Raw genomic sequence first — 11077 nt, 5'->3', positions numbered from 1 at the left:
TAACGCGGCCTATTCTCGGACCATGGCTACCAAGGCCGCTAAGAAGGTCGATTTCGAACGGCTGGCCGCTGCGCTGCCCGATTTCCCGTACGCGTACCTGATCTCGGTCGATGACGGCTACCGGGCGCACACCGTGACCGTCGAGCCGGTACTGAGCGCAGATGTGCTCGACATCGGGCTCATTGGTGGCCGTACCCGGGGCAACCTGGCGCAGCGCAGCGACGTGACGCTGCTGTTTCCGCCGCGGGAGCCGGGTGGCTACTCCCTGATCGTCGACGGTCGCGCCCAGTTGTCCGACGCCGGCGCCGACGCCGTCCGGCTGGCCGTGGTGCCGACCCGGGCGCTGCTGCATCGCGAAGCCGACTCACCGGCGCAGGCCAAGGGCTGCCTGCACGATTGCGTGGTGTTCTCGCTGCCCGCCTAGCGTGTGCGCCGAGTGTGTGCCTTAAGTAGCGCAACGGCCCGCATTTCGTCCGTAGGCCCCACGCTCGGCGAGCTTGGCGGTCACCCGCTCAACGATCACCTCTGGCCGCCGTGACAGCATCTCGGCGCTGACTCTGATCACGGCCCAGCCGGCCGCTTCCAGCAAGGCGATCCGCTCGATGTCCCATGAGCGCTGATACCGGTCGGCCCAGTGCTGAATTCCGTCGTACTCGACCGCGACCTGCCACTCGGCCACCGCGGTGACGTCCGCGGGCTTGAGGCCCGTGGCGTTGAACAGCGCGTCCAACACCGGCACCGCCGCAGGGGTGGGCAGGCGGCGACCGATGTCAAAGGCGGTACGGGCCGGGGTGGTCAACCGCATACCCCACACCGAACACACCTCGTCATCGGCCAGGCGGTAGCTGTGCACCACCATGCCGCGCTGAGCCTGCCGCTCGGTGCGCACGATCTCCGCAGGCGCCGACGCATCGAGCCACTTGGTACCCAGCACCGCGGCGGCCGACAGACCGCACAGTGTCGCACCCGTCGACAGCGACGCCGCACGCGCTTTGCCGGCCGCGGTCAGTTCCGCGTCCGCGCGGATGTACACGTCGCGATACACCGCCCGGTATCGCGTGCGCAGTTGATGACGGGTGACCGCCCCGCTGCGTAGGGCGTGACTGCCCCGAAATGGCTGCACGGCGTCATGGTGCGCGACCGGGGGCGGTTTCGTATGCGCCGAGTGTCGGGTCTGTGGACGCAACCCGGGGTGTGGACATGCTTATCCCCCACACCCGACGCACGAAAAAGCCCGGCCTGCCAGAGCAGACCGGGCTTTTCGTCGACTTGCTTAGAAGTCCATACCGCCCATGCCACCGGTCGGGTCGCCCGCGGGAGCGGCCGCCTTCTCCGGCTTGTCGGCGACGACGGCCTCGGTGGTCAGGAACAGGCCCGCAATGGACGCCGCGTTCTGCAGCGCCGAACGGGTCACCTTCACCGGGTCGGCAACGCCGGCCTTGAGCAGGTCCTCGTACTCACCGGTGGCGGCGTTCAGGCCGGTACCGGCAGGCGAGTTGCGAACCTTCTCGGCGACAACGCCGGGCTCCAGCCCGGAGTTGAAGGCGATCTGCTTCAGCGGAGCTTCCAGCGCAACGCGGACGATGTTGGCGCCGGTCGCCTCGTCACCGGAGAGGTTCAGCTCTTCCAGGGCGGGCGACGCGTGCAGCAGCGCCACGCCACCACCGGCGACGATGCCCTCCTCGACGGCCGCCTTGGCGTTACGCACGGCGTCCTCGATGCGGTGCTTGCGCTCCTTGAGCTCCACCTCGGTCGCCGCGCCGGCCTTGATCACCGCAACACCGCCGGCCAGCTTGGCCAGACGCTCCTGCAGCTTCTCGCGGTCGTAGTCGGAGTCGCTGTTCTCGATCTCGGCGCGGATCTGGGCCACCCGGCCGGCGATGGCGTCGGAGTCACCGGCGCCCTCGACGATGGTGGTCTCGTCCTTGGTGATGACCACCTTGCGGGCCTTACCCAGCAGGCTGACGTCGGCGTTCTCCAAGGTCAGGCCGACCTCTTCGCTGATGACCTGACCACCGGTGAGGATGGCCATGTCCTGCAGCATCGCCTTGCGACGGTCACCGAAACCGGGAGCCTTGACGGCCACCGACTTGAAGGTGCCGCGGATCTTGTTGACGACCAGCGTGGACAGCGCCTCGCCCTCGACGTCCTCGGCGATGATCAGCAGCGGCTTGCCGGCCTGAATGACCTTCTCCAGCAAGGGCAGCAGGTCCTTGACCGTCGACACCTTGGAGCTGACCAGCAGGATGAACGGGTCCTCGAGGACCGCTTCCTGACGCTCGGCGTCGGTGACGAAGTAGCCGGAGATGTAACCCTTGTCGAAGCGCATACCCTCGGTGAGCTCGAGCTGCAGGCCGAAGGTGTTGGACTCCTCGACGGTGATGACGCCCTCGTTGCCGACCTTGTCCATGGCCTCGGCGATCAGGTCGCCGATCGACTGGTCACCCGCGGAGATGGCCGCGGTGGCAGCGATCTGGTCCTTGGTCTCGACCTCCTTGGCCGACTTGAGCAGGGTCTCGGTGACCTTCTCCACGGCCTTCTCGATACCGCGCTTGAGTCCCAGCGGGTTGGCACCCGCGGCGACGTTACGCAGGCCCTCGCGCACCAGCGCCTGGGCCAGCACGGTGGCCGTCGTGGTGCCGTCGCCGGCGACGTCGTCGGTCTTCTTGGCAACTTCCTTGACCAGCTCGGCGCCGATCTTCTCGTACGGGTCCTCCAGCTCGATCTCCTTGGCGATGGACACACCATCGTTGGTGATCGTGGGGGCACCCCACTTCTTCTCCAGGACGACGTTGCGGCCCTTGGGACCCAACGTCACCTTTACCGCGTCGGCGAGGCTGTTCAAGCCCCGCTCGAGGCCCCGACGGGCCTCTTCGTCGTACGCAATTGTCTTGGCCATTGCGAAGTGATTCCTCCGGATTGGGAATGACGGGTCACCATGGCGACCCCGTTACTTACGCTGGCCGGGCGCAGTGCCCGCGACGGACGACCAGCTGGTCTCACCGTCCCGACCTAGCACTCACCCGTCGCGAGTGCCAACGTCATTCTTAGCACTCGCCTATGCCGAGTGCAAGAAGACCGGGCCACGGTATCCGGCTGCGGCAGACTGGGTGGATGTCCCTGTTCGTGCCGCCGTATCCGAAGCCCCGCTTCACCGAAGAAGAGCCGCGAGTCAGCGCCTGGCTCAAACGGGCCGACGCGGCGCCGGACTACGAAGCCCCGGGCGTCAAGTACCACTACCTGGCCAATCAGCAGGCGACCGACGGCGACTATGGCCTGTATCGCGTCGACATCGCCCCCGCCGGCGGCGGGCCGGGACCGCACTTCCACCGCGCCATCTCCGAGGCCTTCTTCGTGCTGTCCGGGACGATGAAGCTCTACGACGGCACCGACTGGGTCGACGGCCGGCAGGGCGACTTCCTCTATGTCCCACCCGGCGGCATCCACGGCTTCCGCAATGAGGTCGACGAGCCGGCCTCCATCCTGATGTTGTTCGCTCCCGGCGCACCTCGCGAGACCTACTTCGAAGGCCTCACCGCCTTGGCCGACATGACCGACGACGAGCGGCGCGAGTGGTTCATCCGGCACGACAACTACTGGGTGTAGTGATCTCCTAGGCACCCAGGCGAAAGTCGCCCGGGACCATTGCACGCGTGCGCTCGTAGAAGGTGCGGCCGCTGTAAGGCAGCTGCGTGACGACCTTGCCGCTGGGGTGCCGGTAGTAGCTGTTGCAGTTGGACAGCCAGACCTTGCCGGCCATAGCGGCTTGGAGCTCGTCGTTGTAGCGCCGCTGCGCATCGGGCGTCACCTCGACGGTGCGGGCGCCCTGTTCACCCATCCGGTCGAGGATGTGCCGGATAAAGGTGGTCTGCGCCTCGTGGATGTAGATGATCGAATTCACCCCGTTGGTGTTCGGGCCGTACAGCGTGAAGAAGTTGGGGTAGCCCGTCACCAGCGTGCCCAGGTAAGCCTCGGCGCCGTCGCTCCAGTCCTCGCGCAGCTGACGCCCGCCGCTGCCGTAGACGTCAATGCTGGTCAGATAGTCGGCCGCCTGGAAGCCGGTGCCGTAGATGACGGTGTCGACGCGGTGTTCGACGCCGTCGGCGGTGCGCAGGCCGCGCTCGGTGAACTCGGCGATCGGCGTGGTCTCCAGCGTGACGTTGGGCAGCGCGAAGGTCGGATACCAATCCCGCGACATCAGCGGACGCTTGCACCCGACCGGGTAGGTCGGCGTCAACTTGGCCCGTAGCTCGGGATCGGCGACTTTGCGCATCAGGTAGCTACGGGCCAGTTCGGTCGCTTCCCGGGTCTGGGCGGCATCGACGTCGAAGTTGGAGGATTCGTAGGACGCGAAGGCCTCCGCCCGCAGCTTGAGCGCCAGCGCGGGGTCGCGTTCGAACAGCTCGTGCTGCTCTGGGGTGAACGGAAAGTCGAAGCGGGGCGAGATCCAGATCGGGGTCCGCTGGAACACCGTGAGGTGGGCGGTGTCCCGCGCGATCGCCGGGACGTACTGGACCGCGCTGGCGCCGGTGCCGATCGACGCCACCCGCTCACCGGCGGTGGGCTTGCTGTGATCCCAACGCGCGGAATGGAATTGGCGACCGCGGAAGCGCTGGGCGCCCGGGATGGGGGGAATATGAGGCACATCGAGCATGCCGACCGCACTGACCACGACGTCGAATCGGTGTTCGCGACCCTGCTCATCGGTCAGCGTCCAGCGGCGTTGCGGGTCGGACCACCGCACTGTGGTGATCGCGGTGTGGCGCCGCAGCCGTTGCTCCAGCCCGTGGTCTGCGGCCACCTTCTCCAGGTAGGCGAGGATCTCGGGCTGGTTGGCATAGGTCTTGCTCCACCGCGGATTGAGCGCGAAGGAATAGGAGTACAGGTGCGACGGGACGTCGCAGGCGGCGCCCGGGAAGGTGTTGTGCCGCCAGGTTCCGCCGAATCCGTCGGCGCGGTCGAAGATGGTGAAGTCGTAGCCACCGGCGGCCAGCTGGATGCCCATTGCGATGCCGCCGGCTCCGGCCCCGATGATCCCGACGGACGGCCGAGCGGGCGTCACCCTCGTTGACCACCGATGCGAACGGGGTTACCGAAGACGGTAATCACGTTCTCAACTTTACGTCACGTCCGGTCCCCGTCGAAATGAGCGCGTCGCTGCCACTGAGTATGTTGTGGCCATGGCCAACCAGAACCGCAAGTGGTCCCAAGCCGACATCCCCGACCAGAGCGGCCGAGTCGCCGTCGTCACCGGCGCCAACACCGGCATCGGCTACTACACCGCCGCCGCGCTGGCATACAGCGGCGCCCATGTGGTCCTGGCGGTGCGCAACCTGGAGAAAGGCAACGCCGCGTTGGCGCGCATCGTGGCCGCCAAGCCGGAAGCCGACGTCACCCTGCAGCAACTCGATCTGGGCTCGCTGGCATCGGTGCGCGCCGCCGCCGACGCGCTGCGCGGCGCCTACCCACGCATCGACCTGCTGATCAACAACGCCGGGGTGATGTGGACGCCCAAGCAGGTGACCGCCGACGGGTTCGAGTTGCAGTTCGGCACCAACCATTTGGGCCACTTTGCGCTGACTGGGTTGCTGCTCGATCACCTGCTGCCGGTGCGCGGCTCGCGGGTGGTCACCGTGAGCAGCCTGGGCCACCGCATCCGCGCCGCAATCCACTTCGACGATCTGCAGTGGGAGCGCAGTTACAGCCGGGTGGGCGCCTACGGCCAGGCCAAGTTGGCCAACCTGCTGTTCACCTATGAGTTGCAGCGCCGACTGGCCGCCCAGGAGGAAGCCAACACCGTCGCCGTGGCCGCCCACCCGGGCGGCTCCAACACCGAGTTGGCCCGCAATCTGCCGAGCATTTTCCGGCCGGTCAAGGCGGTGCTGGGGCCGCTGCTTTTCCAGAGCCCGGAGTCGGGTGCGTTGCCGACCCTGCGGGCGGCCACCGACCCCGACGTCCAAGGCGGCCAGTACTACGGTCCCGACGGTCTCGGTGAGCAACGCGGCGCCCCGAAGTTGGTCCAGTCCAGCGCCCAGTCCCATGACCAGGACCTGCAACGGCGGTTGTGGACCGTCTCCGAAGAACTCACCGGCGTCACCTTCCCGGTCTGATCATGAGGTCGGTCGACGAACACCAGCGTGTCGTAGCCGAGATGATCCGGGCCCGTCCCGCGGTGCCGGTCCCGCTGGCCGACGCCCTAGGGCTGGTGTTGAGCCAGGACGTGGTCGCGCCGTTGTCGCTGCCGGTGTTCGACAACTCCGCGATGGACGGCTATGCGGTACGCGCCGAGGACACTTCGGATGCGACGCCCGAGCGCCCGGTCGTATTGCCGGTCGCTGAGGACATTCCCGCCGGACGCACCGACGTGTTGACGCTGCAACCGGCGACGGCGCACCGGATCATGACCGGGGCGCCGGTGCCGGCGGGCGCCACGGCGATCGTGCCGGTCGAGGCCACCGACGGCGGGGTCGAATCGGTACAAATTCGCCAGCATTCCGAAGCCGGCAAGCACATTCGGCGCGCGGGTGAGGACGTCGCCGCGGGGACCACCGTTCTGCGCCAAGGCCAGGTGGTGACCCCGGCTGGGCTGGGGCTGGCCGCCGCCCTGGGCCTGGCCGAGCTGCCTGTGGTGCCGCGCCAGCGGGTGCTGGTGATCTCCACCGGGTCCGAGCTGGTGACGCCCGGCACGCCGCTGCAGCCGGGCCAGATCTACGAGTCCAACTCGGTAATGCTCGCCGCGGCGGTCCGCGACGCCGGCGCGGAGGTCGTCGCCACGCCGACCGCCGGGGACGACGTCGCGCAGTTCAGCGCGGTCCTGGACCGGTATGCCGCCACGGCGGACTTGATCATCACCAGTGGCGGCGTCAGCGCCGGCGCCTATGAAGTGGTCAAGGACGCGTTCGGCCGGGACGGCGATCAGGGGGTCGAATTCGTCAAGGTGGCCATGCAGCCCGGGATGCCGCAGGGGGTGGGCCGGGTGGCCGGCACGCCGATCGTCACGCTGCCCGGCAACCCGGTCAGCGCGCTGGTGTCCTTCGAAGTCTTCCTGCGTCCGGCACTGCGCACCGCCATGGGCCTGCCGGACGTGCACCGTCCACACCGGTCCGCGGTGCTCACCGAGAGCCTGACCTCGCCGCGCGGCAGGCGGCAGTTCCGCCGGGCCATCTATGACCCCGTCGCGGGTGCGGTGACCAGTTACGGGCCGCCGGCGTCGCACCATCTGCGCTGGCTGGCCTCGGCCAACGGCCTGCTCGACATCCCCGAGGACGTCGTGGAGGTATCCGCCGGGACCAAGCTAGAGGTATGGGACCTGACCTAGACCCGGTGGAATTCGTCGGCGGCGTCGAACGCCTTGGAGAAATAGATGGCCGTCGCGGCGATCACCAGCATCGCCGGAATGGTCAGCAGTGCCCCTCCCAACCCCACCAGCGCGGCGAGCTGACCGATCAGCGGCGGCCCGAGCACGTAACCGAACCAACCGGTCGCGGCGACGAGCGCGATCGCCGACCCGCCGACGCTGGTGGCCGAGTACGCCGCGCTGAAGGTCGTCGGCACCAACAGCGCTACCCCGGCGCCGAGCGCGGCGAAACCCACCACGCTGAGCACCGGATCGGCCGTCGCCAGCGCCGCACTCATCGCGACCGCGGCGAGCAGCGCCAGCGCCGGCAGCAGCCGACGGCTGGGCAGGCGCGACTGCAAGCGCAGGCCGGCAAAGCGGGTGACCACCATGGTCAACGCGAACGCGGCGTAGCCCAGACCGGCCACGCCGTTGCCGCGGTGGACCACGTTGTGCAGGTATGTCGCCGACCAGTCGGCCGCGGCGCCTTCGGCCACGAAGGACGCGAAGGCGACCGCGCCGAGGATGGCGACCGTCGTGGTCATCCACGCCCGCTTGCGCGAGCGGCCGGGTTCGGCGGCGGTCGGCTCCTGCTGGTCGGGAATCAGCCCGCGCACCAGCGGAACAACGGTGACCAGGATGAGAGCTCCCAGGACCGCTAGCTGCGCGGCCAGGCCGACGTGCGCGCTGACCGCGGCCGCTCCGATCAAGGCGCCCAGCAGGGCGCCGACGCTCCACATCCCGTGAAAGCGTGACATCAACGGCGCGCCGGCCTGCCGCTCCACCGTGGCCGCCTGGGTGTTCATCGCAACGTCCAGCCCGCCCTGGAACGTCCCCCATAGGGCCAGCGCGGCGAACAGCCACGTACCCGAGGCGGCCAGCCCCACCGTCGGCCCGGCCAGGGCATAGCCCGCGACCAACGGCGGCACCAACCGATGGCTGCCCCACCGCGGCAGCGCCCAATGGCCGACCACGCTGGCCACCACCGATCCCAGCGGGGCACCGAACAACGCCAGCCCCAACTGCGCGTTGGACAAATTCAGCTTGGCCTGCACCTGCGGCACGTGCGCGGCCCAGGACGAGAACAGCACCGCATGCGCCAGGAAGGTGGCGGTGACGCCGACCGTGGCCCGCGGGCTGTTCATAGTTGAGTCATTCCCCCGGGTGCAGAGTATTTCTCGCCTTCATCGCAACGGCACCGTGGGCCGCGACGGCCTTCCGTAAGATGACCGCGTGGCACGACGCCCTGGTTCGACCGGTCCGCAACACATATTCGCGTTGGTGCGGTCCGCCATCCCGCCCATCCACCCGGCCGGGCGACCCTTCATTTCCGCCGGTCTGGCCGTCGCCGCGGTCGGATACCGGAGCCGATTCCTGCGCCGAACGGGGCTACTGGCCGCGGGGGCGTGCGCGGGATTCTTCCGCCACCCCCTTCGGGTGCCGCCGACCCGTCCCGGCGCGGTGGTCGCACCCGCCGACGGCATCATCTGTGTGATCGACTCCGCGGCTCCGCCGGCCGAGCTGAGCCTGGGCAGTGAGCCCCGGCCCCGGATCAGCATCTTCTTGTCCATTCTGGACGCCCACGTTCAGCGAGCCCCGGTCAGTGGCGAGGTGGTCGCCGTGCAGCATCAGCCGGGGCGGTTCGGCTCCGCCGACTTGGCCGAGGCCAGTACCGACAACGAACGCACCAGTGTGGTCATCCGCACCGACACAGGTAGCGAGGTGATCGCCGTGCAGATCGCCGGTCTGGTGGCGCGACGCATCATCTGCGACGCCGACGTCGGAGACAAGCTGTCCATCGGCGACACCTACGGCCTGATCCGGTTCGGCTCGCGGCTGGACACCTATCTACCGCCGGGTGCCGAACCGATCGTCGCGCTGGGCCAGCGCGCGGTCGGCGGCGAGACTGTCCTGGCCGAGCTGCCGTGATCGACAAACCCCGGGTCCGGCGGACGGTAGACCTGCACCTGTTGCCCAGCGCGATGACCGTGTTGTCCATTTGCGCGGGGCTGACCTCGATCAAGTTCGCCCTGGACGAGAAGCCCATTCCGGCGATGGCCCTGATCGCTGTCGCCGCCATCCTCGACGCGCTGGACGGCCGGGTGGCGCGCATCCTGGACGCCCAGTCACGAATGGGCGCCGAGATCGACTCGCTGGCCGATGCGGTGAACTTCGGGGTGACCCCCGCCCTGGTGGTCTACGTGACGCTGCTGTCGAAGTGGCCGGTGGGCTGGGCGGTGGTTCTGTTGTATGCGGTGTGCGTGGTGCTGCGGCTGGCCAGGTACAACGCCCAGCAGGACGACGGAACCCTGCCGCCCTACGCCAAGGAGTACTTCGTGGGCATGCCGGCGCCGGCGGGCGCGGTGTCCATGATCGGCACCATCGGGCTCAAACTGCAGTTCGGCGACGGTTGGTGGAGCTCGGTGTGGTTCCTGTCCTTGTGGATCACCGGCACATCGCTGCTGATGGTCAGCGCGATCCCGATGAAGAAGTTCCACACTCTGGCGGTGCCGCCGAACTGGGCCGCCCCGCTGCTGGCGGTGCTGGCCATCGCCGCAGCCGCCGCGGTCCTGGCGCCCTACATCCTCATCTGGGTGATCATCATCTCCTACGTCTGCCACATCCCGTTCGCGGTGCGCAGCAAGCGTTGGCTGGCAAAGCATCCCGAGGCTTGGGAAGACGACAACAAGCAGCGGCGCGCGGCGCGGCGTGCGATCCGCCGAGCCGAGCCGCATCGGCGTTCGATGGCCCGGCTGGGGTTGCGCAAGCCGGGCAGGCGGCTGTGACTTGGCCGAGCAGCTCACCCTCACCGCTCGACTCAACACCTCGGCCGTCGACTCACGCCGGGGCGTGGTGCGTCTGCATCCCAGTGCTGTTGCGGCCCTTGGCATTCGGGAGTGGGACGCTGTTTCGCTGACCGGGTCGCGGACCACCGCGGCGGTGGCCGGCCTGGCCGCGCAGGAGATCCCGGTGGGCGTCGTGTTGCTCGACGACGTGACGTTGTCCAACGCCGGGTTGCGGGAAGGCACACCGGTGCTGGTGAGTGCGGTCACCGTTTACGGCGCGCGGTCGGTGACGTTGAGCGGTTCGGGGATGGCGATGCGGTCGTTGTCGCCGGTCACTTTGCGGCAGGCGTTGCTGGGCAAGGTGATGACCGTCGGCGACGCGGTGTCACTGCTGCCTCGCGACCTGGGCCCGGGCACGTCTACCTCGGCAGCCACCCGCGCGCTGGCGTCGTCGGTCGGGATCAGCTGGACCTCGGAGTTGCTGACCGTCACCGGGGTGGACCCCGACGGGCCGGTCAGCGTCCAGCCCAACACGCTGGTCACCTGGGGCACCGGGGTGCCCTACCGGGCGGCGGCCGCCCCGGCAGCGGTCTCTGACCCCGACATCGAAGTCGAGGAGCTCAAAGGAGCCCAGCCGCAGGCCACCAAACTCACCGAATGGCTCAAGCTGGCCCTCGACGAGCCGCACCTGCTCAAGACGTTGGGCGCGGGCACCAATCTGGGTGTGCTGGTCTCGGGCCCGGCCGGCGTCGGCAAGGTGACGCTGGTGCGCGCGGTCTGCTCGGGCCGCCGGGTGGTGGACTTGGACGGCCCGGAGGTCGGTGCGCTGGCCGCCGAGGATCGGCTCAAAGCCGTCGCGGCGGCGGTCACGGCGGTTCGTGATGGCGGCGGGGTGCTGCTGATCACCGATGTCGACGCCCTGCTGCCGGCCGACCCGGAGCCGGTCGCGTCGTTG

The 11077-nt window shown here is 68.7% G+C and carries 11 protein-coding genes; 7 read left to right on the top strand and 4 right to left on the bottom strand.

All coding sequences use genetic code 11. From position 1 onward, the window contains the following. Nucleotides 1-22: 22 nt before the first annotated feature. Nucleotides 23-424 carry a hypothetical protein gene (locus tag A9W95_RS05615; protein ID WP_067409612.1) on the top strand — a complete coding sequence of 134 codons (402 nt, stop codon included), beginning with the start codon at nucleotides 23-25 and terminating at the stop codon, nucleotides 422-424. A 21-nt stretch (nucleotides 425-445) separates the two neighbouring features. On the opposite strand, the gene A9W95_RS05610 is transcribed toward A9W95_RS05615, so the two are convergent. Together A9W95_RS05610 and groL are read right to left on the bottom strand one after the other, a co-directional pair. Further along, nucleotides 446-1123 (bottom strand): endonuclease domain-containing protein, encoded by a 678-nt coding sequence (locus A9W95_RS05610; protein ID WP_067409611.1) that lies wholly within the window; start codon nucleotides 1121-1123, stop codon nucleotides 446-448. Between the two features lie 150 nt (nucleotides 1124-1273). Then, the gene (gene groL, locus A9W95_RS05605) at nucleotides 1274-2899 is read right to left on the bottom strand and encodes a chaperonin GroEL (RefSeq protein ID WP_067409610.1); all 1626 of its coding nucleotides are present in this window, start codon (nucleotides 2897-2899) and stop codon (nucleotides 1274-1276) included. Between the two features lie 215 nt (nucleotides 2900-3114). Between groL and A9W95_RS05600 the strand changes: the two genes are divergently transcribed. Beyond that, nucleotides 3115-3606 (top strand): cupin domain-containing protein, encoded by a 492-nt coding sequence (locus A9W95_RS05600; RefSeq protein ID WP_067409609.1) that lies wholly within the window; start codon nucleotides 3115-3117, stop codon nucleotides 3604-3606. A 7-nt stretch (nucleotides 3607-3613) separates the two neighbouring features. On the opposite strand, the gene A9W95_RS05595 is transcribed toward A9W95_RS05600, so the two are convergent. After that, the gene (locus A9W95_RS05595; protein WP_067409608.1) at nucleotides 3614-5062 is read right to left on the bottom strand and encodes an NAD(P)/FAD-dependent oxidoreductase; all 1449 of its coding nucleotides are present in this window, start codon (nucleotides 5060-5062) and stop codon (nucleotides 3614-3616) included. Between the two features lie 118 nt (nucleotides 5063-5180). Between A9W95_RS05595 and A9W95_RS05590 the strand changes: the two genes are divergently transcribed. Both A9W95_RS05590 and glp read left to right on the top strand, forming a co-directional pair. Continuing rightward, nucleotides 5181-6110, top strand: coding sequence for an SDR family NAD(P)-dependent oxidoreductase (locus A9W95_RS05590; protein ID WP_067409613.1), 930 nt, complete (start codon nucleotides 5181-5183; stop codon nucleotides 6108-6110). A 2-nt stretch (nucleotides 6111-6112) separates the two neighbouring features. Then, nucleotides 6113-7318: a gephyrin-like molybdotransferase Glp gene (gene glp, locus A9W95_RS05585; protein WP_067409607.1), complete on the top strand. Its 1206-nt coding sequence runs from the start codon at nucleotides 6113-6115 to the stop codon at nucleotides 7316-7318. Here glp and A9W95_RS05580 read toward each other — a convergent pair. Next, on the bottom strand, nucleotides 7315-8481 hold the full coding sequence (locus tag A9W95_RS05580) for an MFS transporter (protein ID WP_067409606.1): 1167 nt from the start codon (nucleotides 8479-8481) through the stop codon (nucleotides 7315-7317). The genes glp and A9W95_RS05580 overlap by 4 nt on opposite strands. Nucleotides 8482-8569: 88 nt before the next feature. On the opposite strand from A9W95_RS05580, the gene A9W95_RS05575 reads away from it, so the two are divergent. The 3 genes from A9W95_RS05575 to A9W95_RS05565 form a co-directional block, all read left to right on the top strand. Continuing rightward, the gene (locus A9W95_RS05575) at nucleotides 8570-9265 is read left to right on the top strand and encodes a phosphatidylserine decarboxylase (protein ID WP_067409605.1); all 696 of its coding nucleotides are present in this window, start codon (nucleotides 8570-8572) and stop codon (nucleotides 9263-9265) included. Continuing rightward, nucleotides 9262-10122 carry a CDP-diacylglycerol--serine O-phosphatidyltransferase gene (gene pssA, locus A9W95_RS05570; protein ID WP_067409604.1) on the top strand — a complete coding sequence of 287 codons (861 nt, stop codon included), beginning with the start codon at nucleotides 9262-9264 and terminating at the stop codon, nucleotides 10120-10122. Before A9W95_RS05575 ends, pssA begins: the two co-directional genes overlap by 4 nt. Continuing rightward, the coding region (locus A9W95_RS05565) for an AAA family ATPase (protein WP_371328028.1) at nucleotides 10070-11077 on the top strand (1008 nt) is incomplete at its 3' end. The genes pssA and A9W95_RS05565, both read left to right, overlap by 53 nt.

The sequence above is a fragment of the Mycobacterium sp. 1423905.2 genome, assembly GCF_001673155.1.
Classification (GTDB): domain Bacteria; phylum Actinomycetota; class Actinomycetes; order Mycobacteriales; family Mycobacteriaceae; genus Mycobacterium.
Note: the sequence above shows the minus strand (reverse complement) of the source record. Positions and strands in the feature narration are given on the sequence as shown.

Bases quoted from the DNA above. Each gene is read 5' to 3' on its own strand.
- A9W95_RS05615 (WP_067409612.1), top strand. From the start codon at position 23: ATGGCTACCAAGGCCGCTAAGAAGGTCGATTTCGAACGGCTGGCCGCT.
- A9W95_RS05590 (WP_067409613.1), top strand. From the start codon at position 5,181: ATGGCCAACCAGAACCGCAAGTGGTCCCAAGCCGACATCCCCGACCAG.
- glp (WP_067409607.1), top strand. From the start codon at position 6,113: ATGAGGTCGGTCGACGAACACCAGCGTGTCGTAGCCGAGATGATCCGG.
- groL (WP_067409610.1), bottom strand. From the start codon at position 2,899: ATGGCCAAGACAATTGCGTACGACGAAGAGGCCCGTCGGGGCCTCGAG.
- A9W95_RS05580 (WP_067409606.1), bottom strand. From the start codon at position 8,481: ATGAACAGCCCGCGGGCCACGGTCGGCGTCACCGCCACCTTCCTGGCG.
- A9W95_RS05600 (WP_067409609.1), top strand. From the start codon at position 3,115: ATGTCCCTGTTCGTGCCGCCGTATCCGAAGCCCCGCTTCACCGAAGAA.